The 24036-nt window shown below is 69.8% G+C and carries 6 protein-coding genes; 2 read left to right on the top strand and 4 right to left on the bottom strand.

Annotation, left to right across the window (positions count from 1 at the left end; genetic code table 11):
- Positions 1–64: 64 nt before the first annotated feature.
- The 4 genes from NP4_RS30600 to NP4_RS30585 form a co-directional block, all read right to left on the bottom strand.
- The gene (locus NP4_RS30600) at positions 65–1465 is read right to left on the bottom strand and encodes a cytochrome P450 (protein ID WP_068005388.1); all 1401 of its coding nucleotides are present in this window, start codon (positions 1463–1465) and stop codon (positions 65–67) included.
- Entirely contained in the window at positions 1462–2550 is a 1089-nt protein-coding gene (locus NP4_RS30595) for an alpha-hydroxy acid oxidase (protein WP_082876355.1), read from the bottom strand. The genes NP4_RS30600 and NP4_RS30595 overlap by 4 nt, the downstream gene beginning before the upstream one ends.
- 6 nt (positions 2551–2556) lie before the next feature.
- Positions 2557–4140 (bottom strand): NAD(P)-binding domain-containing protein, encoded by a 1584-nt coding sequence (locus NP4_RS30590; protein WP_211335995.1) that lies wholly within the window; start codon positions 4138–4140, stop codon positions 2557–2559.
- Positions 4141–4242: 102 nt separating this feature from the next.
- On the bottom strand, positions 4243–6360 hold the full coding sequence (locus NP4_RS30585) for an acyltransferase family protein (RefSeq protein ID WP_068005484.1): 2118 nt from the start codon (positions 6358–6360) through the stop codon (positions 4243–4245).
- Positions 6361–6480: 120 nt separating this feature from the next.
- Here NP4_RS30585 and NP4_RS30580 point away from each other — a divergent pair, with 120 nt between their 5' ends.
- Both NP4_RS30580 and NP4_RS41275 read left to right on the top strand, forming a co-directional pair.
- A complete protein-coding gene (locus tag NP4_RS30580; protein ID WP_068005386.1) occupies positions 6481–7665 on the top strand; it encodes an acyltransferase family protein in 1185 nt (394 codons plus the stop codon).
- Between the two features lie 393 nt (positions 7666–8058).
- Complete coding sequence (locus NP4_RS41275; protein WP_068005384.1) at positions 8059–24009, top strand: type I polyketide synthase; 15951 nt, start codon at positions 8059–8061, stop codon at positions 24007–24009.
- Positions 24010–24036: the final 27 nt, after the last annotated feature.

Genomic DNA, 24036 nt, shown 5'->3' with positions numbered 1-24036 from the left:
GGCTGCCGAGTATGTGATTGGTTTGCCACTAAACCAGCGTTGCGAGGGTTCGGGTAGACCGGAGTTACGGGGTTGGACGGTCGGGGGGATTCGTCGTGTCATGCGCACCTCGGCTCGCGATCGGTTGTCGATCGGCGAAGTAGTTCTCGCACAACCGTTTCCGGCGTGCGTCGTAGACCATCCAGCTGCCCAGGACGAGCTGGATCAGACTGCGCGGCACTGTTTCCCAGCGGTCCCGCCAGCGCGTCGCGGCCAGGCGGATCCGGGTGGGCCGCGCGGCCGCGCGCGGGGTGAGAACACACGGTCCGCGGCTGGGTAACGAGCGGGTATGTTCGACCGCGGAGTCGAGATGGTAGCGGCGCAACATCTCTCGCGCGCAGACCCGCATCGTCAGGGTGGCGAAGCCGCGGGCCGGGCAGGGCCGATTGGCGGCAATGCCGAATGGAATATATTGCGGTGGACGCGATTCCGGCTGACTCCACCGATCCGGATCGAATCGGTGATCCCTGTCGCCCTGCTGATAGCGCGGGTAGTCGAACAGTAGAACCGATCCGGTCGGTACGGCCGGGCAGTTCGCGGTGGCGGGGATCTCGTCGGTGGTTATCCGATGGGCTATTCCGAAAAGTGGGTAGTGCCACAGCGTTTCGTCGATGACGTGGTCGAGATAGGTATCGTCGAGCGGATCGGCGACCAGCCGGTCCTGGACGGCCGGATTGGTGGCAATGGCCAGCAGCAGATGCGCCATCGCCTCCGACATCTGCACCACGGCCGTATTGAAGAACGTGCCCTGTAGGTAGTAGGCCTGTTCCTGGGCAGTGAGTGCGGCGGGTAGTGGTTCGGCGGGCGGGTCGGTGGCGATCCGCTCGCGCAGGTACGCCGTGAGCCGGGCGCGTCGTTTCATATGCCGCGGGCGCGTGCATTTGAGCGAATGCACCACATCGTCGGCATTGCCGGTGATCAGGTCCCGTGCCGTGCGCGGACAGGGTTGGGCGAAGACGAGTTCGTAGTACACCTCGGCCCAGATCGGCATCATCAGATCGCGCAGACGCACCCGATGTTGTGCGTGCGTACCGAGTTCGTCGGCGATCCGGCTCGTGGCGCGGGTCACTAGTTCCGTCCAGGCGGTCCGGTCGAGTCGGGCCAGAATGCGCCGGGTGGTTTTGGCGACGGCGTCGTAGCGCGGGCCGGGTTCCAGATGTTCCTGATGCACCTGCGGGCCGGGGGCCAGCCAGTACCAGAACAGATCCGACAGCGCCGCGCCCGCGCTGCGGCCATTGGCGGCCGGATGTCCGTACAGCCGTTTGAAATCCCCGATCGGCAGGCGGTCGCTGGGCGTCGGCAGGCCGGTCTCGCCGTTGACCAGATCGAAGATTCGCACCCGCAGCGCGACGACGGATGCGGGCAGCCAGTGCGGGAGGCTGGCGGCCACCGGCACGGCCAGCGCCGCCGCCCACCACCGGCTCATCGCGGCGTCCCGCGCACGAGATCGGCCGTGAGATCGCGAATACCCGCACCGCCGCACAGCGTCAGCGCGTGGTCGTACTCCTCGCGCAGCAATTCCAGCACCCGCCGCACCCCGGCCTCGCCGCCGCACGCCAGCCCCCACAGCACCGGGCGGCCGATGCCCACCGCGGACGCGCCCAGCGCCAGGGCCTTCACCACATCGGTGCCGCGCCGGATACCGCCGTCGAGCACGATCGGTATCCGACCGGCCGTGGCGGCGGCCACCTCGGGGAGCAACTCGATGGTCGATGGCACCGTATCCAATTGCCGCCCACCGTGATTGGACAGCACCAGTCCGTCCACGCCGAGCCGCACGGCGGTGCGGATGTCCTCGGGATGCAGCAGTCCCTTGAGCAGGATCGGCAGTGTGGTGATCCCGCGCAGCCATTCGATATGGGTCCAGGAGATCTCCGGCGACATCACGATCTGGCGGACGTGACCGGTCTCGCCGTCGCGCAGGTCGCGGAGATTCTCGCAGGCCAGGCCATTCGGCAGATCGTTGAAGCCATTACGCCGATTGCGTTCGTTGACCCCCAGCGTGGGTGAGTCCACGGTGACCACGAGCGCCTCGCAGCCCGCGGCGCTCGCGCGCCGGACCAGGATCTCGGTGAGTTCCGGATCGGGCTGGATGTAGAGCTGAAACCACAGCGACGCGCGGCCGCCGGTGGCGGCGCGGGCCGCGGCGGCGACCTGGTCCACCGCGACCGTGGCGGCCATGGCGACGATCATGATCGTGTCGGCGGCCGCGACCGCTCGCGCGGTGGCCAGTTCACCGTCGGGATGGAGGAGTTTGTGAAAGGCGGTGGGTGAGACGATGATCGGCATACTCGCTGAGCTGCCGAGCAGATTCACGGCCAGTTCGCGCTTATGGCTGCCGCGCAGCATGCGAGGCAGCAGCTGCAGCCGCGCGAACGCCGTCTCGTTCGCCCGCGCGGTGATCTCGTCGCGGGCGGCGCCCGCGATGTAGTCGACGTACACCGGATCCAGCGCCGCGCGCCCGGCGGCCTCGATCTCGGCCAGATTCACCAGATTTCGCAGATCCGTCACGAGAGTTCACCGGCCCGAACCGACGCTCACCGATGCCAGTGCCCGCGTGAAGAATCCGGCCAGGGGCGCGCGATGCGCGCGCGGATCGTCCCATTCGTTTTCCAGATTCTCCGCCATGTGATGCACGTCGAGCAGCTGCCCGGCGTGCCAGTGCCGGATCACCGGATGCAGATACGAGGCGTCGATGGCCTGATCGGGGGAGTTCTGCGCGGCGCGGCGCACGGAGATGTCGAACGGGTCGACCTTGTCGTGGTCGGGTCCGTACTCCAGCGTGACGGTGAAATAGTCGCAGCCGTAATCGCTTTCGTGCGCGTAGTCGACCGGAACCTCCTCGAGGTGGTGCGCCGGGCCGGAGGACGGCACGAGCAGCACATCGCCGAGGACCCCGAACATCTGCCACAGCGCCGAGGTGCGATTGACCCGGGCGACGACCGCGTCGGCGAGGGCGTCGGCGGTGGGCTCGAGCGGGCGGCGCGGCCAGGGGTGGTCGTGATGTCGCTCGTCGAGGATGTGGCCGAGGGCCCGGACCGCGTAGCGGAATCCGTGGATGAATCCGGTGGTGGACTTCTTGAAATCGCGCTGCTGCATGATCGTTCCGGCGAAGTACAGCCCCGGCACGTTCACCGATTCGTAGCACGGATTCAGCTCCGCGAAGCGGTCCTCGATCATCAGGCGCGGACGGGTATCGGGCTCGAAAATCGAGGCGTCGAAACGGAATCCGGTGCAGGCGATGACCCGGTCGTAGCGCAGCCGCTTGACCACCTCGTCGGCGCGGGCGAAGCTGACGTCGACCAGATAGCCGTCGCCGTCGCGTTCGATCGACAGCACCTCGCCGTCGAGTACCGCGTTCTGCGATTTGAGCTCGTAGGTGTCGAGGAAGTTGTTGTTGACCGCCCGCAGATGTCCGACGTAATGGGTTTTCCAGGCCAGCCGGATCGAACTGCGCCCGACCACATGGATCACCGCGGCGTGGGCGATGAGATTGTCGGCGGTTTCGAATGCCGAATTGCCCTTGCCGATGATCAGCACCCGTTGATCGACGAATTCCTCGGGATCGGTTGGGACGGTGGAGTATTGCTCGGCGTGTTCGATACCCGGGATGGCCGGAGTATTCGCCACGCTCACCCCGGTCGCCAGCACCACCCGCCGCGCGCGGTATTGTCCGCCCGCCTCGTCGGTCACCACGAAACCGTCTGTGTCCCTAGCGATCCGGGATACCCGCGTGTTGTAGGAAACGGCCAGCTCGTGCGCTTCGGCGAAATCGCCCAAATATCGCACCATGGTGTCGGCCTCGGGAAAGTATCGCGCGCTGTAGCGCGTGAACAACATTCGCGGATCGGGTGACAACAGGGAGTTCCAGTCCATCCGCAGATTCAGCTCTGGATCATCGGTTCCGGTGTGCCGCTTGTTGTTCGAGATCATCTGCCGATGCCGTGGAAAGGTCCGGAAGAAGCTGCCCGCCACCGCATCCCGCTCCAAGATCCGATAGCTGTGGCCCCGTTCCCGCAACCACTGTCCGAGCTGGAGCCCGCCCGGGCCCGCCCCGACAACGAGATAGTCCAGTAGCTCTCCGAGATCGCCGTTCCGCACTTGATCACCACCAAGGGAGTTGTGAAGCCGAGCGTTACAAAGGTGAAGACTCTGAAAGACTCGATTTTACGATGAGATCGGGTGCGATAGTTGAAGTTTCGATCAATCGTGGTTCAGTGCGCGATCCACCAGGGCATCGATCACGGGGGTAAGGGTTTCGGCGTAGGTGACGGTCAGGTGGTTGTCGTCGCGGTAGATCAGGTCCTTGCGATTGACCAGCGGGCAGCGGGTCGCGGTGCAGAACAGGGCCGTGAGGTCCGCGTAGCGCCCGTCCGCGGATTCGGTCGCGGTGGATTCGGCGGCGATGCCCAGATCGTTCACCGCTTCCAGACGGGTCGGCGCGCAGGTGAGGGCGCTGTCGATGTGGTTGGACAGACAGGTGGGCACGGTGGTGTGCGGATCGGGGATCGGGCCGAGGACCAGGACCGCGGCGCCGGTGGCGCGCAACTGGCCGACCAGGCGGGCGAGGGCGGCGGTCCAGGCCGGATCGTAGGAGGAGAAGCCGAAATCCGCGCCGTAGCGCCGCGACATGTCCATCACGATCAGGCGGGGATGTTCGGCGCGCAGTCGATCCAGCACCAGCTGACGCCACTGTTCGCATTCGGTGTATTCGCGGCCCAGATACGGGCTGGTGATCGGCAGATCGAGCAGCGGGCAGGTGACCTTGCTCATCGTGCGCAGGCGCCAATGGCGCTGGGTGGCAATGCGTTCGAAGGCCGGATTCCACATGGCGGCGTGCGAATCGCCGACCAGCGCGATATCGGTGAGGGAGTCCGGATCCCCGGCGACGCAGTCGGGCTGGCCCAGATCGCGCCAGGAGCGCACACAGCCGTTGACGAAGACATCGGCCTTGTCGCCGGGCGCGTCGGCCAGCGACGGGGTGAGATTCGAAGGGACCGAGGAGGTTCGGGCCGCATCCGCGATCGCGGCCTGGACCTGATCGGTGAGCTGCGCGACCTGGTCGTCGATCGGATCGGCGGTCGGCGCGACCGGCGCCGCCCTGACCGACAGGGCCTCGACGGCCTCCCCGTGACCGACGGGTACGGGCACCGCGACCAGCAGCGCCATCGCCACACCGCCCGCCACGGTGCTGACCGCGCCGCCGAAAACCAAACTGCGCGCGGCCGATCGGCGCAGCCGCGAGGCGAAGCGCACCGGATTCTCCACCAGTTGGAAGGTCAGCATGGCCAGGCCGCCGGACATCAGCACCGCACCGGCGGCGCCGGTTGTGCCGAGCGGATGGCCGAGGAAATGCGGGGCGAGGATCAGTACCGGCCAGTGCCACAGATACCAGGAGTACGACAGCCGCCCGATCGCCCGCATCGTCGGCAGCGACAGCGCGCGGCCCGCGCCGAAACGCGGTGCGGCACAACCGGCCGCGATGACCAGCGCCGCGCCCAGGACCGGCAGCAGCGCCGCGACCCCCGGATAGGGCGTTCGCTCACCGAGGCGCGCATACGCCAGCACGATCGAACCCAGTCCGGCCCAGCCGATGACGGCCGACGACCACGCCGGTAGCTTGCGCCACAGCGGAACCGACAGCGCGACCATCCCGCCGATCCCCAATTCCCAGGCCCGCGTGGGTAATCCGAAGAACGCCCATGGCGGTGAGGTCCTCGTCCATTGCAGCGACAGCGCGAACGACAGCGCGGAAACCACACCGAGGACGACGAGATACGGCACCGGCGACGGCCGTCGCGCCCAGCGCCGGACGATCAGCGCGGTCACGATGATCAGCGCGGGCCAGACCAGATAGAACTGCTCCTCCACCCCGAGCGACCAGTAGTGCTGGAACGGCGACGGCGGAGCCCCCGCGTTGAGATAGTCGGTGCCCTGCGACGCGAGCCGATAATTGCCCACATACAGCGCACTGGCGATCGCATCGCCCAGCACGGTCCGCGCCTGCAGCGGCGGCAGCAGCGCCGCGGCCGCCACCGCCGTACTCACCAGCACGATTCCGGCCGCGGGCAGCAGCCGCCGCGCCCGCGCCCCGTAGAACCGCGCGAGCCCGATCGTCCCGTCCCCCGCGACCTCACGCCAGAGCATCCCGGTGATCAGAAATCCGGAGATCACGAAGAACACGTCCACCCCGGCGAACCCGCCCGCGATCCCACCGAGCCCGGCGTGGAACAGCACGACCGCCACCACCGCGATAGCCCGGAGACCCTCGATATCGGCCCGAAACGTCCTCGGCCCGCGGGCGACAGCGGCTTTCAGCATGACCCGCATTCTGACCACGCCCCCGGCTAAGAGCCAGCAACTTTAGCTCCACCTTCACGCCCGCGCGGACGGCTCTGCGAGGGTCCGGAGGCTGTGCTGAGCTGATTCACAGAAACGGTGATGACGCTGGATTCGGTGAAGCGGTATCTGTATCAGCTGGACCTGTTCCGGGTGTTCACCTTCGCGTGTGTGGTCGGGGTGCATGTGGTGGACCGGTCGACTGATCCGGCGAATGTGGCGGCCAATGGGGTGATCGTGCTGCTGCACTTCACGCGGGAGGCGTTCTTCGCGCTGACCGGGTTCGTGTTGGTCTATCAGCACGCGGGTCGGCCGTTGGCGGCGGGGACGTTCTGGCGGCGGCGGTTTCTGCTGGTGGGGATTCCGTATCTGCTGTGGTCGGTGATCTACTGGGCCTATTCGGTGGTGACCGGGATGCACGCCGAGACGATGCGGGCGGCGTTGTGGCGCTTGGTATTCGAGGTGGCGACCGGTGGGGCGTGGTATCAGCTGTACTTCCTGCTGGTGTCGCTGCAGGTGTATCTGCTGTTCCCGTTGATCCTGCGGCTACTGAAAGTCACTGTGGGGCATCATCGTTGGGTGCTGGCGGTCAGCGCCGTCGTTCAGGTGGGCTGTCTGGTGTGGCTGTCGCATCCGCCCGCGCTGAGCGGTGCGGCCGGCGGGGTGTGGGCGCATCTGTATGTCACGGTGCTGCCGTATCAGTTCTACGTGCTGCTCGGCGCGGTCGCGGCCTGGCATATCGACGCCGTGGACTCGATCGTGGACCGGTTCGGCGCGGTGCTCGTCGGCGCGGCGGCGCTCGCGGGGGCGGGCTCGGTGGCGGTGCTGGTGTATCAGACCCGCCGCGGTGCGCCCGCGTGGGCGGCCAGTGAGGTGTTCCAACCGCATCTGATGGTGTTCTACGTCCTGATAATTCCCGCGCTCTACACGATCGGCCGGTGGTGGGCGCGTCGGCGGCGGGCGGATTCGATCACCGCCCGCGCGGTCGCCCACGGTGCCGATCGCTCGCTGGCGGTATTCCTGCTGCATCCGCTCGTGCTGCAACTGCTCGGGCCGGTGACGCCGCGGCTGACAAGCGCTTTCGGGCCGGTGTGGGGCATCGTGACGCTCTACGCTCTGGTGCTCGTCGGGTCGCTGGCCGGGGCCGAGGTGCTGCGCCGAATTCCCGGCAGCCGTACCCTCACCGGGCGGCCGATGCTGCATACGCTGTCGCCGATTTCTGTTCGACATGATGCACAACGAACGCTCGCCGTTCCTGTGCTTCCGCGAGTTACTCCATTTACATGACTTGATTATTAATTCGCACGCCGCGAATGTGCGCTCCAACACACTCCGAATGGGCGGGATATCGATGCGTCGCGGGGGAACAGTGTGCGGTTCGCAGCGTGTAGGTTGTCGGGGGTGGCGATGACCTAGAACTATGCGGATCAGCCGTATCTCAATGTCAGAAAGCGGCACTTGTCAAGACGTGGAAATCGCCAGCAGGCAAGCGAATTGGGAACCCTCTCAGCTTTTGACACCCTACGTTGGGAACTGGTACTACTCGATTGCCGTGGTAGTGCTCGGTAATCGCGGTCACGGGTAACGGTGCGGATTTCGGAAACCTGTCGGGTCCGCCTGTGATCGCCGTGGGACGGTGCGGTCCGCCGCCGGCTTCACGAAGAGAGTTTCACCATCGCGATGTATCGCTCATTTGTTGATGTCGTCTTTTCCCGCGCCCACGAGCAGTCCCAGGACTGGGCGTTCCATTTTCTGACCACAGGTGACCTCGACGGTCCCGTCGACGAGCTGACCTACGGCGACCTCGGCCGCCGCAGTCGGGCCATTGCCGCGGATCTGGTCGAGCGCGGACTCGCCGGTTCCCGTGTGCTGCTGCTGTATCCGCCGGGCCTGGATTTCGTGACCGGCTTCTTCGGCTGTCTGGCGGCCGGGGTGGTCGCCGTGCCCATGCCGCTGCCGCAACCGCACGAATTCGATCGCGGCCTGCGGCGGCTGCGTCAGGTGATCGACGACGCCGAGGTGTCCGCGGTGCTGTCCACTGCCCCGGTCATCGGCGCGGTGGCGAGTATGGGCCCCGAATTCACCCGCCTGGCCGCCCTGACCTGGATCGCGACCGAGGACATCCCCGACGGGGCGGGCGCGAATTGGCATGATCCGCGGCCGGACCCGGACGCGGTGGCCTTCCTGCAGTACACCTCCGGATCGACCAGCGCGCCGCGCGGGGTGATGGTCACCCACGGCAATCTGCTCGACAATCAGCGCGCCATCTCCGAGACGATGGGCCATCACCCGGAACTGGTCGAGGAATACGATCGGCGGCTGTTCGTCAGCTGGCTGCCGATGTACCACGACATGGGTCTGATCGGCCCGGTGCTGCACAACGTCTACACCGGGGCGGGCGCGGCGCTGCTCTCGCCGCTGCACTTCCTGCAGAAGCCCGAGCGCTGGCTGCGCGCGATCTCCGAATACGGCGTGCACACCAGCGGCTCCCCGAATTTCGGCTACGAACTGTGCCTGCGCCGCGCCACGCCCGAACTGCTCGAGGAACTGGATCTGAGCTCCTGGCGGGTGGCGTTCAACGGCGCGGAACCGGTGCGCGCCTCGACCCTGACCCGCTTCGCGGAGGCGTTCGCGCCCGCGGGATTCCGCTCGACCGCCTTCCAACCCGTCTACGGCTTGGCCGAGGCCACGCTCCTGGTCGCGGGCGCCCCGGTGGATCGCGCGCCGACGCTGCGCCCCCGGCCCGGCGTCGCGGATCTGGTCGGGGTCGGCGTACCGCCCAGCGGTGTCACGGTCGTGGTCGCCGATCCCGAGACCGCCACCGAATGCGCCGAGGGTGACGAGGGCGAGATCTGGGTGGCGGGTGCGGGTGTCGCACAGGGCTATCTGGGCGATCCGGACAAGAGTCGTGAGGTCTTCGGCGCTCGGCTCGCGGATGGCCGCGACGGCTTCCTGCGCACCGGCGATCTGGGCGTCTGGCATGACGGCGAACTGTTCGTCACCGGCCGGTCGAAGGATCTGCTGATCGTTGACGGCAAGAACCACTATCCGCAGGACATCGAGCAGACCGTCGAATCCGCGCATCGCGATGTGCGCGCCGGATGCGTCGCGGCCTTCGCGATCGACGCCGCTGACGAGGAGCGCGCGGTCATCGCGGCCGAGGTCAAATCCGACGATCCGCGGCGGCTGGCCGAGATCGAGGACGCCATCCGGGCCGCCGTCAGCGCCGAGCACGCGGTCACCCTCGCCGCGGTGGTGCTGCTGCGGCCGCGCACGATTCCCAAGACCAGCAGCGGCAAGATCCAGCGGCAAGCCTGCCGAATCGGCTATCTCGAGGGTTCGCTCGCGGTGGTGGAACCGGCTGCGCCCGTAGCGGATCCAATCCGGTCGCCGGATCCGGTCTCGGTGCGATCCTGGCTGATCGATCGCGTCGCCGCGCGCACCGGCCTGGCCGCCGCGCGCATCGATCCCGACCGGCCGCTGGCCGAATTGGGGCTTGGCTCACGGGGTCTGGTCGAATTGATGACCGAACTGGGTGAGGTCGTGGGCCGCAGCCTCGATCCGAGCCTCGCCTTCGAACATCCGACCATCACCCTGCTCGCCGCCGCCATCGAGCCGGAAGCCGATGCGGCGCAGCCGATCTCGCACACCGCCGCCACCGACGACCCCATCGCCATCGTGTCGATGGCATGCCGATTCCCGGGCGGCGTCGGCGATCCGGACGCGCTGTGGCAGCTTCTGATCGACGGCCGCGACGTCGTCGACGAGGCGCCCGCCGGGCGCTGGGACGCCGAGGGGTTGGCCTATTCGCTGCGCGGCGGATTCCTCGACGCCATCGACGGATTCGACGCCGCGTTCTTCGGCATCAGCCCGAACGAGGCCACCGCGATGGATCCGCAGCAGCGGCTGGCCCTGCAGACCGCCTGGGAGGCCATCGAGCGGGCGGGTATCGATCCGCGCAGCCTCGGCGGCACCAGCACGGGTGTGTATCTGGGCTGCTATCAGAGCGGTTATCTGGCCGGGGCCGCGCTCGAACAGCTCGACGGGCATGTGGCGGTCGGCTCGGCGGGCAGCGTCGTATCCGGGCGCATCGCGTATTCGCTGGGTCTGCACGGCCCCGCGGTCACCGTCGACACCGCCTGCTCGTCCTCACTCGTCGCGCTGCACTTGGCGATTCAGGCGCTGCGCGCGGGCGAATGCGATGCCGCGCTCGCCGGTGGCGTGACGCTGTTGGTGACGCCGAACGCGCATGTGGAGTTCAGCCGCATGGGCGCGCTGTCGCCGTCGGGCGAGACCCGGGCGTTCGCGGAATCGGCCGACGGTATGGTCTGGGCCGAGGGCTGCGGTGTGGTCCTGGTCAAGCGGCTGTCCGACGCGCTGCGCGACGGCGATCGCGTACGCGCGGTCATTCGCGGTTCGGCGATCAATCAGGACGGGCGCAGTCAGGGTCTGACCGCGCCGAACGGCCTGGCGCAGGAGCGTGTGGTGCGCGCGGCGCTGGCCACGGCCGGACTCGAACCCGCCGATATCGACTACGTCGAGGCGCACGGCACCGGCACCACCCTGGGCGATCCCATCGAAGCCCGCGCGTTGGCACGGGTTTTCGGCCCGGGGCGCGCGGCCGACAATCCGGTCGGACTGGGCTCGCTGAAATCCAATCTCGGTCATATGCAGGCCGCCGCCGGAATCGGCGGCGTCATCAAGACCGTCTTGGCCCTGACCGGGCAGACCCTGCCACCGACCCTGCACGCCGCCGAACCGACCACGCAGATCGACTGGGCGGCAAGCGGGTTGGCCCTTCAGACGCGTTCGCGGCCGTGGCCCCGGACCGATCGCGTGCGGCGCGCCGGGGTGAGCTCATTCGGTATCAGCGGCACCAACGCGCATGTGATCCTCGAGGAACCGCCCGTCGCGGCCACCGTCGCCGCCGAGCCGGGTGCGCCTCGCCTGCTGCCGATTTCGGCCCGCAGCGAGACCGCGCTGCGCGGCCAGGCCGCGCGGCTCGCCGCCGCCCTGCGCGATCGTCCCGAGCTCGAACCGGCCGCCGTCGCGCGTACTCTGGCCACGCACCGCACGCATTTCGAATGGCGTGCCGCGATCGTCGCCGACCGGCGCGAGGATCTGCTGCGCGGACTGGACGCGCTGCGCGCCGAGGCGGACGACGCGGATGTCGCGGTGGCCACCCGCCCGGCGCTGGCGGGCGGGCGGATCGCATTCGTCTGCCCGGGTCAGGGCGCGCAGTGGGACGGGATGGCCCGCGATCTGCTCGCGAATTCACCCGTATTCCGTACCGAATTCGAGCGTTGCGACGCCGTGGTCCGCTCGCTGGCGGGCTGGTCGCCGGTGGCGGTGCTCACCGGCGCGCCCGACGCGCCCGGACTGGATCGCGACGATGTCGTGCAGCCGGTGCTGTTCGCGGTGATGGTCTCGCTGGCCGCGCTCTGGCGTGCGGCCGGAATCGAACCGGACGCGGTGATCGGCCACAGCCAGGGCGAAATCGCCGCCGCCTACCTCGCCGGCGCGCTGTCGCTGCGCGACGCGGTGACCGTCGTGGTGCTGCGCAGTCGCGCGCTGGCCGATGTCGCGGGCAGCGGCCGCATGGCCGTCGTCGGGGCCGCCGTGGACGAAATCGCCGCGCGGCTGGCGGCTTTCGACGGACAGGTCTCGATCGCCGCGATCAACAGCGACCGCGCCACGGTCATCGCGGGCGTCCCCGAGGCGTTGCGCGCGGTGCTGGCCGAACTGGACGCCGCCGGGGTGTTCACCCGTGAACTTCCGGTCGACTACGCCTCGCACACCGCGGGCATGGAGCCGCTGCGCGAGCGGCTGCTCACCGATCTGGCCGGAATCGACACCACATCGACCGCCGCGCAATGGTATTCGACGGTATCGGCCGAACCGGTCGAAACGACGCTGGCCGCCGAGTACTGGTACCGCAATCTGCGCGAGCCGGTGCGCTTCGCCGACACCGTGGCCCGCATGCTGGCTGACGGGGTGCGCTATTTCGTCGAGCTGAGTCCGCATCCGGCACTGCTGACGGCTCTCGAGGCGATCGCGGGTGAGCGGGAACTGGTCGCGGTCGGCTCGCTGCGCCGCGACGCCGACGGTGCGCGCTGCCTGGACCGGTCGCTGGCGCAACTGTATGTCGGTGGCCTGCAACTGGATTGGGCGAAGCTCATCCCCGAGGGTGACTGGGCGGAGCTGCCGACCTATGCCTGGGACGAGCAGACCTACTGGGCCGAACCGGTCCGACGCGGCAGCGGGGCGGGCTGGGACAGCGTCGATCATCCCCTGCTCAATGCCGTACTGACGCAGCCTGATTCGGGGGGCGCGAGCCTCACCGGCCGGATCGCCGCGGCCGCCGTACCGTGGCTGGCCGATCACGCCGTCGGCGATACCGTCATCCTGCCCGGCACCGCCTATGTGGAGCTCGCCATCCGCGCGGGCGACGCGGTCGGGGCCGGTGTGCTGCGCGAGCTGATCCTGTACGCCCCCATGACTTTCGACACCGATCGTGACGTGCAGATCACCGTCGGCGGCGTCGACGACGGCGATCGCGCCGTGGCTGTCTATTCCCGGCCGGCGGCGGGCGACATCCCGTGGACGTTGCACGCCCGTGGCGTCTTGACCACGGCGCAACCCGAACCGGTCGCCGATCTGTCCTGGCCGGTGGCCGAGGCCGAAGCGCTCGATGTCACCGATTGCTATGCGCGCCTGGCCGATCGGGGATATGCCTACGGTCCGGGCTTCCAGGGACTGCGCGCGGCGTGGCGCAGCGGCGAGGAAGTCCTCGCCGAGGTCGCGCTGCCGGAGGCGCTGCGCGACGACGCGGCGGACTACGGCCTGCACCCCGCACTGCTGGACGCGGCCCTGCACGCCAGCCGGTTCCTCGATTTCGCCGCGGCCTCGGAGGCCGTGCTGGTTCCGTTCGCCTGGTCCGCGGTGTCGCTGTCCGCGGTGGGCGCGACGGCGTTGCGGGTGCGGCTGAGCCCGCTCGGCTCCGATCGCGTGCGGGTGACCCTCGCCGATCCGTCCGGTGCGCCGGTCGCCACGGCCGAGGTGACGCTGCGCGCACTGTCGCCGGAGGCGCTGGCGGGATCCCCGGCCGGTACGGACGAACACCTCTACGGCGTGCAGTGGCTGCCGCTGCCGCCGCTGCCGTCGGCGACCGTCGAGAGCATCCCCGAGATCATCGAATTGCGCTATGCCGCCGAACCTTCCGGCAGCCTGCTCGATCGGGTGCATCACGAGCTGACCGATCTGCTCGACCGCGTCCGCGAACGGCTCACCGCCACCACCGACCGGATCGCGGTGGTGACCCGCCAGGCGATCGCGATCAGCGGCGGCGACGGCGTCACCGATCTGGCGCACGCCTCGGCCTGGGGTCTGCTGCGCTCGGCGCAGACCGAATATCCGGACCGTGTGCTGCTGGTCGACGTCGACGCCTGGACCGACGCCGAACGCGCGGTATCGCTGGCCGTCACCGCCGGTGAACCGCAACTGGCACTGCGCCACGGCGCGGCCTACACCCCGCGGCTGACCCGCGGCGTCGTGGGCACGATCGGGGCGGTGGCCCTGACCCGCGAGCCCGGCTGGCAGGTGCGGGTGGCCGGAACCGGCGAGCTGACCGGGGACAACATCACCGCGACGCCCGCTGCCGCAACCGAACTCGGCCCGGGCGACGTCCGGCTGGCGGTGCGGGCCACCGGCGTGAACTTCCGCGATGTGGCCATGGCGCTGGGTCTGGTCAGCGACGACACCTCGGTATTCGGCGGCGAGGGCGCGGGCGTCGTACTCGAGGTCGGCGACGATGTCACCGAATTCGCCCCGGGCGACCGGGTTTTCGGACTATTGCCCGCCACCGGACCCGAGGTGGTCGCCGACCGTCGCGAACTCACCGCGATTCCGGCGCGCTGGACCTTCCACGAGGCGGCGGGCGTGCCCGCGGTATTCCTCACCGCCTACTATGCCCTGCACGAACTCGCCCGGCTCGAACCCGGCGATACGGTGCTGGTGCACGCCGCGACCGGCGGAGTCGGTATGGCCGCGGTGCAATTGGCCCGGTTGCGCGGCGCGGAGGTGTTCGTCACCGCGCACCCCGCGAAATGGCCGGTGCTGCGCGATCTCGGTTTCGAGGACATCCGGATCGCCGATTCGCGCGCGCTGAGCTTCGAGGCCGAATTCCTCGTCGCCACCGCGGGCCGGGGCATGGATGTGGTGCTCGGCTCGCTGTCGGGTGAATTCGTCGACGCGTCGCTGCGGCTGCTGCCGCGCGGCGGCCGATTCGTGGAGCTGGGCAAGACCGATATCCGGGACGCGAATGTCGTTGCCGCACAGCATCCGAACGTCGACTACCGGGCCTTCTCGCTGCCCGATCTCGCGCCGGATCTGATCGGGCGCATGTTCGGCGAACTCATGGCCCTGTTCGCCGACGAGGCCCTCACCCCGCTGCCCGTGGCGGCCTGGGACGCGCGGCGCGCGCCCGAGGTGCTGCGCTACATCAGCGAGGCCCGCCACATCGGCAAGAACGTGCTCACCATGCCGACGACATTCGATCCGGCGGGCACCGTGCTGATGACCGGCGGCACCGGCGCACTCGGCGCGCTGCTGGCCCGGCATCTGGTGACCGCCCACGGCGCGCGGCGGCTGGTGCTGCTGAGTCGCTCGGGTCCGGCCGCGCCGGGCGCGCGGGAACTGGTGGCGGAGCTGGCCGAGGCGGATGCCGAGGTACGGGTGATAGCCGGGGACGTCGCCGATCGCGCGACCCTCGCCGCGGCGATCGCGGACATCCCGGCCGAACATCCGCTCACCGCCGTCGTGCACGCCGCGGGTGTACTGGAGGACGCGACCTTCGCGGAGCTGACGCCGGACGCGCTGACCGCGGCCCTGCGTCCCAAGGTCGACGCGGCCTGGCATCTGCACGAACTGACCGCCGAACTGGATCTGTCGGCCTTCGTACTGTTCTCCTCGCTGGCCGGGTTGATCGGCGGTGCGGGACAGGCCAATTACGCCGCGGCCAACACCTTCCTGGACGCCCTGGCCCAGCATCGCGCCCATCGCGGGCTGCCCGCGTTGTCGGTGGCCTGGGGGCTGTGGGAGACCGGCGGCGGTATGACCGGCAAGCTGTCCGATCAGGACCTGGCCCGGCTGCGCCGCGGCGGCGTCACCCCGCTGTCGGCCGAGCAGGGCCTGGCCCTGTTCGACACCGCCCTGACCCTGGGCAGTCCGCTCGTCGCGGCCGCCCACCTCGACACCGCCGCCCTCGCCGAAACCGATACCGCGCCGGGCATACTGCGCGGCCTGCTGCCGTCGCGGCGGCGGTCCGTCGCAGCCGCCGCGCCGACGACCTCCGAACTGGCCGCCCGGCTGGCCGGATTGTCGCGCGCGGATCAGGACCGGCTGCTGCTGGCGATGATCACCGAACACGCCGCGGCGGTGCTGGGGTATCCGTCCGAGGCGGCGATCGATACCGAATTCACCTTCAAGGACCTGGGATTCGATTCGCTCAGCGCCGTCGAGTTCCGCAATCGCCTACAGCGCGCGTTGCCGGTGCGGCTGCCCGCGACCGCTGTCTTCGACTTCCCGACCCCGCGCGCCCTGGCCACGCATCTGCGTACCGAACTCGCACCGGCCGAGGCCGTCACCGAGGTCGCCGCGAAAGTGACCGCGGCGCGGCAGGAGTCCGATCCCGTCGTGATCGTCGGCATCGGCTGCCGCTATCCCGGCGGCATCGCGTCGATGGACGATCTGTGGGACGTCGTCGCCGAAAAGCGCGACGTACTGGGTGATTTCCCGACCGATCGCGGCTGGGATCTGGATCGGCTCTACGATCCGGATCCCGACGCGACCGGAACCACCTACACCCGGGCCGGTGGCTTCCTGTCGGATGTGGCCGATTTCGACGCGGGCTTCTTCCGGATCAGTCCGCGCGAGGCCCTGGCGATCGATCCGCAGCAGCGGCTGATCCTGGAGGTGTCCTGGGAGGCCCTCGAACACGCCGGGATAGACCCGAAGTCGTTGCAGGGCAGCGCCACCGGCGTGTATACCGGCATCACCTACGCCGATTACGCCACCCGCCTGGCCCGGGTGCCCGAGGAGGTCGAGGCCTACCTCGGTGAGAGCAGCACCTCGAGCGTCGCTTCCGGTCGGGTCGCCTACACCCTCGGCCTCGAGGGTCCGGCCGTCACGGTGGACACCGCCTGCTCGTCGTCGCTGGTCGCCATGCACCTCGCGGCGCAGGCGCTGCGGACCGGCGAATGTTCGCTCGCCCTGGCGGGCGGCGTCACGATCATGTCCTCACCGGGTGTGCTGATCGGCTTCGCGCGCCAGCGCGGACTGTCCCCGGACGGGCGCTGCAAGGCATTCGCCGATGCCGCCGACGGCACCGGATTCTCCGAGGGCGCGGGCGTGGTTGTGCTGGAACGTCTTTCCGACGCGGTGCGCAACGGCCATCGGGTGCTCGCGGTGCTCGAGGGCTCGGCGCTCAACCAGGACGGCGCGAGCAATGGACTGGCCGCACCCAACGGTCCCGCACAGCAGCGGGTGATCCGCGCCGCGCTGAGCAATGCCGGACTCACCGCCGCCGAGATCGACGCGGTCGAGGCGCACGGCACCGGTACCGCCCTGGGCGATCCGATCGAGGCGCAGGCCCTGCTGGCGACCTACGGTCGCGGGCGCGAGGCCGAGCGCCCGCTGTGGTTGGGTTCGGTGAAATCCAATCTCGGCCACTCCCAGGCGGCCGCCGGAGTGGCCGGTGTCATCAAGCTGGTCGCCGCGCTGCGACACGAAACCCTGCCCGCCACACTGCATGTCGACGCGCCGTCGCGGCATGTGGACTGGTCCGAGGGCGCGGTGGAACTGTTGACCGAGGCGCGGCCGTGGCCGCGCGGGGACCGTCCGCGCCGCGCGGCGATCTCCGGCTTCGGCATCAGCGGCACCAATGCCCATCTGATCCTGTCCGAGCCGCCCGCCCCGGAACCCACTGTCGCACCGGTCGATTCGCGGCCGGACGCGGTGGCGTGGGTGCTCTCGGGTATCGGCGCGCAGACCGTCTCGGCGCAGGCCGAACGACTGCTGAACCATTTGGAGCGGCGGCCCGATCTGGATCCGATCGATGTCGGCTGGTCGCTGACCGCCCGGAGCGTCTTTCCCGATCGTGCCGTCGCGGTCGGACGCGATCGCGACGAACTGCTCTCGGGTCTGCGCGCGATCGCAGACGGCGCGACCGCCGCGCACGTCGCCCGCGGCCGCGCGGTGGTCGCGAACGGACCGGTGTTCGTCTTCCCCGGCCACGGCGCGCAGTGGGTGGGTATGGCGTTGACGCTGCTGGATTCCGCACCGGTCTTCGCCGCCCAACTGACCGAATGCGCCGAGATCCTGGCCGAATTCGTGGACTGGTCGCTGCTGGACGTGCTGCGCGGCGCGGACGGCGCGCCGCCGGTGGACCGGCTGGATGTGGTGCAGCCCGCCCTGTTCGCGGTGACGGTGTCGCTGACCCGGCTGTGGGAGTCGTTCGGGGTGCGGCCCGCCGCGGTCATCGGACACTCCCAGGGCGAGATCCTGGCCGCGCATGTGGTGGGCGCGCTGTCGCTGCGCGATGCCACGGCGCTGATCGCGGCACGGGGCCGGGCGCTGGCGCCGCTGGCGGGCACCGGGGCCATGGCCGTGGTGGCGTTGCCGGTGGATCAAATGCGAGAACGGTTGGCGCGGTGGGACGGTCGCGTCGAGATCGGCGCGATCAACAGCCCGATCTCGACGGTGGTGTCGGGCGAGATCGACGCGATCGAGGAACTGGTTGCCGAGTACAAGACCGAGGGCGTGCGCGCCCGGCGGGTGCCGATCGAATTCGCCTCGCATTCGGTATATGTCGAACCGGTCGAGCCCGCCATTCGCGCGGCGCTGACCGGCATCGCGGCCGAATCGACCGCGGTGACCTACATTTCGACGGTCACCGGCGAGGTGCGCGATACCGCGACACTCGACGGGGACTACTGGTACCGCAATGTGCGCGATATGGTCCGCTTCGAGGACGCGGTGCGCACGGCCTACGCCCTCGGGCACCGGGCCTTCCTCGAGATCGGCCCGCATCCGGTACTGACACCGATCCTGACCGAGACGCTCGAGAGTCTCGACCCGGACGCGGCCGTATTCGTCGGCGGCACACTGCGTCGCGACGAGGACGGTTTCGCGGACTTCCTGACCGCCGTGGCCCGCGCGCATGTGGCGGGTGTGCCGGTGGACTGGCGAGCCGCGTTCCCCGGCGCGGCCACCGTCGCGCTGCCGACCTACGCGTTCCAGCGCGAGCGTTACTGGCTCGAGGCCACCGAATCCGGGGCGGGCGTCGCCGAGGCCGGTCTCGACTCGGCCGATCATCCGTTCCTGGGCGCGGTTGTGCCGCAATTCGATTCCGATGCCGTCGTGGTCACCGGACTGGTCTCCGCGCACCGCCAGCCGTGGCTGGCCGATCACGCCGTCTCCGGCACGGTCCTCATGGCGGGCACCGGACTGGTGGAACTGGCGTTGCGGGCCGGTGACGAGGTCGACTGCCCCGAACTGGTGGAACTGGTGCTGCAGACGCCGATGCCGGTACCCGCCGAGGGTTTGCGGCTGCATGTGGCCGTCGGCGCGGCCGATGAATCCGGCCGCCGCGAGGTGTCGATCCGATCGGCCGCCGCGCGCGGCAGGGCCGCGGAGTGGGTGCTGCACGCCACCGGCGTGCTGGCACCGGCCGAGCTCACCGAAGCCGTCGCGCCGTGCCCGGTCTGGCCGCCCGCGGCCGAATCCATCGATACCGCCGAGCTCTACGACGGATTGGCCGGGCGCGGTTACGGATACGGGCCCGCGTTCCGCGGCCTGCGTCGTGCGTGGCGCGACGCGGACGACGACGCCGTGATCTTCGCCGAGGTCGAACTGCCCGTCGCCGACGGCGACCGCTATCACCTGCATCCGGCGCTGCTGGACGCCGCCCTGCACGCCCTGGCCCTGACCGGGGATACCGGCGACGCCATCGCGCTGCCGCTGGCCTGGACCGGCGTGCGACTGTTCGCGACCGGAGCGACCGCGCTGCGGGTGCGCATCGCCCGCACCGGCCCGGATTCCGCGACTCTGACCGCCTACGATCCCGCCGGTAATCCGGTCCTGGACGCGGAATCTGTTGTGCTGCGCAAGATCTCGGCCGAGCAGCTGACCCTGTCGCAGCGGGCCTCCGGTCACGAGGATCTCTATCAGCTGCAGTGGCAGCCGATTCCGGCGCGTCACCAGGCGGCCGCGATCTCGGATTCGGTCGAGGTGTTCGAGGTGCGCGGCGGCGACACGATCGCGGCCGTGCACGCCGTGACCCGGGACGCGCTGGCCGAACTGCAGCGCGTTGTGGCGGGGGAGCGCACACGGCTGGTCGTCGTGACCCGCGGCGCGGTGGCGCTGCCCGGCGCGGCCGTCACCGATCTGGCCGCCGCCGCGGTATGGGGTCTGGTCCGCTCGGCGCAGTCCGAACATCCGGACCGATTCGTGTTGGTGGACAGCGATAGTGAGGTCGACCTGCCGCGGATTCTGGCCGCCGATGAGCCGCAATTGCTTGTGCGGGACGGCGTGGTCCATGCCGCCCGACTCGGCCGCGCGCCCGCACCGGGTACCGAGATCGCCGCGGCGCTGCCGCCCGGCGGTGCGGTACTGGTCACCGGCGCGCCGGGCGGATTGGGCTCACTGCTGGCCCGGCATCTGGTGACCGCGCACGGGATCAAGCAGTTGGTCCTGGTGAGCAGGCGCGGTATGGACGCGCCGGGGGCCGAGGCGTTACACGCCGAACTGACCGAACTCGGCGCGGAGGTGACGATCGCCGCCTGCGACATCACCGACCGCACCGGCCTCGCGGCCCTGCTGGATCGCGTCGAGCCGGCCGGAATCGTGCACGCCGCGGCCGTTCTCGACGACGGCACCGTGGACGCCCTGACCCCGCAACGGGTTTCGAACGTACTGCGGCCCAAGGTGGACGGCGCACTGCATCTGCACGAGCTCACCGCGCACCGCAATGTGTCGATGTTCGTGCTGTTCTCGTCGATGGCCGGGCTCGCCGGCGGTCCGGGACAGGCCAACTACGCCGCGGCCAATGCGTTCCTCGACGGTCTGGCCATACATCGACGCGCTCAGGGTCTGTCCGCGCAGTCGCTGGCGTGGGGTGTGTGGGACGCCGGTCTGGTGGGCGGCCTGAGCGAGGGCGACCGGGCTCGGTTCGCGAGGTCGGGTTTGCGCGCGATGTCCGAGGCCGAGGGTCTGGCGCTGTTCGACGCCGCGCTCACCGTCGACGCGCCCACCCTCGCCCCGGTCCGGATCGATGCCGCGACCCTGCGCGAATTGCCCGGCCTACCACCGCTGTTCAGCGGTCTGGTGCGCAGTCGCCCCCGGCGGGCGGCCGCGCGGTCGGATGCGCCGGTCGATGTCGCGGCGTTCTCGAAGCGGCTGGCGGGCCTGGACGAACAGGCCGCTTTCGCCGTCGCCCTCGAGGTCGTGCGCACCCAGACCGCGAAGGTGCTCGGCCACACCGATCCGGCCGCGATCGATCCCGAACAGGCGTTCCAGCACATGGGATTCGACTCGCTCATGGCGGTCGAGCTGCGCAATGGGCTGCGCGCGGCGACCGGCTGCCCGCTGCCGGTGACCGCCATGTTCGACAATCCGTCCCCGGCGGCGCTGGCGCGGCATGTGCTGCGCGCGGCGACCGAATTCGCCGGTGCGACCGAGGTCGTCGCGGCCACCGAACCCGCGGAAGTGCCGCAGTCGCAGACCTTCCCCGCCACCCGCGACGTCATGCGGCTGCTGCGCAGCGGGCAGGGCATACCCAGCGCCGCGCATTCGGTCGGCTCGGCGATCCGCCTGCAGCGGCCGGTGACCCGCGCGGAGCTGACCGCGATCCTGGACCGGCTGGCCGCCCGCCACGCCGCGCTGCGCACCGCGGTGCGACCGAGCCCCGAACATGGCCGCGAACTCGAGATCCGGCGGGTTCCGCAGCGAGAACTGCTGCGGTGGGCCGGTATCGACGAGCTCACCGACGCCGCGATCGCGGAACGCCTACGCGCCCTGATGGAACCGGAGTTCGAGCTGGAGACCACCTCGCTGTGGCGCTTCGAACTGCTCGAATCGCCCGGCGGCGCACAGGCTCTGGTGTTCGGCGCCCATCACGCCGTCTCCGACGCGCAGTCACTGCTGCTGGTGGCCGCCGAGATCGATGCGGAACTGTCGGGCCTCGCCCTGCCGGACGCGCCGACCAACGACGACATGCTGCAACTGCTCGAGGCGCAGCAGGGTCGCGACAATGCCACCGACACAGCGGAATTGGCGCAGTGGCGGGCCGCGTTCGAGGGCAGCCGCCGACTCGATCTGACGCTGGCCGCCGAGCGCCCGACCACCCGTGGCTATCGGGCGGGCACCCTGGTGCAGCCGATGTCGGCCGAACTGTTCGACCGGGTCTGCGACCGGGCCCGCGACCTCGGCGTCACACCCGCGGCCTTCTTCCTCGGCACGCTGCAGGTGCTGCTCGCGGCACGGCAGGGCGCGCAACGGTTCGCGCTGGCGGTTCCGGTCGACACCCGCATCCACGTGGACGCCCTGCGCGGCGTCGGCTACTTCGGTGTGCCGGTGCCGTATCCGGGACAGGTCGATCCCGCCGACAGCGTCGCGGATGTGCTGCGGCGCACCGCGGATCGGCTGCGGCGACTGCTGGCCAAGGGCGCGAACTTCTCCGACACCCTCGCGGTGCTGGCCGCACAGGGCCTGTATCGGGACAACGCGCCGATGGTGGAGGTGTACTTCAACTTCCTGCGCTCCCAGGCGGCGTTCACCCAGGTGGGTATGGTGCCGGTCGGCACCGGGTACAGCGATCTGGACCTGATGATCACCGTCATGGCCGATCTGGGGCAGATCTGCCTGAACTACAACCTCGACATCATCGACGAATCCGCCGCCGCCGCACTGGGTTCGGAATATCTGGAACTGCTCGCCGCGGCGGTCGAGGATCCGGATCGGGCCGCCTCGCCGCGCCCGGTGCCCGAACCGCACCCGCGGCACAGCATCGCGATCGCCGCCGGATTCGCCCTCGGCAGACTGCCCGACCTGTGCCGTGCGGCCTTCGGTCAGATCGTCGACGGACCCGAACCCGAACTGGTCGAAGCGCCCTACCATCAGGCGCTCGCCGCGCTGCGCGATCCGGCCGGCGCATTCGCCGATCCCGCGGTCCAGGCGGGTGTGGTCCTGCTGCGGGCGACCGATCTGGAACGATTCGGTCCCGTCGACGACGCGGCCCTCGACGAACTCGCCGAGCAGTATCCGGCCGCGATCCGAGCGGTCGTGGCACGCGGGCGCACCCCGCTGATCGTCGGATTCCTGCCCACCGCCCAGCCGGAGGCGCGCTGGACGCGCTGGGAGCAGCGCGTCGCCGCCCAGTTGCGCGACACACCCGGGGTGGCCGTGGTGACGGCGCCGGACTGGACGCGGGCGCATCCGGTCGCGCAGCGCTTCGACGAGCACACCGATCGCCTGGCGCATCTGCCGTTCAGCGTGGAATTCCAAGCGGCCGTTGCCCTGACGCTGGCCGAGGTGCTGCGCGAGGTCCGGGCGACGCCGCCGAAGGTGATCGCGGTCGACGGCGACGAGACGCTGTGGAGCGGAATCGCCGGTGAGGTCGGGCCCGGCGGTGTCGACCTCGGCGGGCCGCGGGCGGCGCTGGCGCGGCGGTTGCTGCGATGGCGGGCCGCCGGGGTGCTGCTGGTCTTGGTCAGCAACAACGACGACGCGACCGTGCGGTCCGTGCTGGCCCGACCCGACAGTGTCCTGCACGCTGAGCATTTCGCCGTCATCTCCACCGGCTGGGATCCGAAGTCGCGGCGACTGGCCGCCGCGGCGGACCAATTGCGTTTGGGTCTGGACAGTTTCGTATTCCTCGACGACAACCCGGTCGAGGTCGCGGCCGTGCGCGCCGCGCTGCCGCATGTGCTGAGCGTGACCTGTCCGCCCGTCGACGAACTGGAGGGTTTCCTCAACCGGCTGTGGCCGTTGGTCCCCATGCCCGCCACCGCCGAGGACGCCGCCCGCGCCGAGTTCTATCAGCAGGAGCGGCTGCGCGACGCGGCGATGGCCGAGACCGACTTCGCCGAATTCCTGGCCGGGCTGGGACTCGAGGTCGATATCGCCGAGCTCACCGACGAGACCGCCGAACGGGCCGCCCAATTGATCCGCCGCACCAATCAATTCACGCTGCGCAAGGTCGCCGATACCGAATTGTCGCGCTGGCGCGATGAAGGTGAGGTGTGGACGGCGGCGGCCCGCGATCGCTTCGGCGACTACGGCCAGATCAGTGTGCTGGCCCTGCGGGTGGACGGCGACACCCTGCTGGTGCAGGGCTGGCAGATGAGCTGCCGCGCGCTCGGGCGCGGCGTGGAGGAGCGCTTGCTGACGTTCCTCGCCGAGCGCGCCGAGGCGCTCGGCTGTGCCGGGGTGCGCGTGATCGCACACGCCACCCCGCGAAATGTCCCCGCGCGCAAGCTGATCGCCGGACTCGGCGGTGCGCGGATCGACGACCCGGTCATCGACATCACCGTCACGCCGTCGCAGCTGCGCGCGTATCGGTCCTGGCAGCGGTGACGCGGAAGTGACGAAGCAGGAGCACCG

Source organism: Nocardia pseudobrasiliensis NBRC 108224 (assembly GCF_001613105.1).
GTDB lineage: Bacteria > Actinomycetota > Actinomycetes > Mycobacteriales > Mycobacteriaceae > Nocardia > Nocardia pseudobrasiliensis.
Note: the sequence above shows the minus strand (reverse complement) of the source record. Positions and strands in the feature narration are given on the sequence as shown.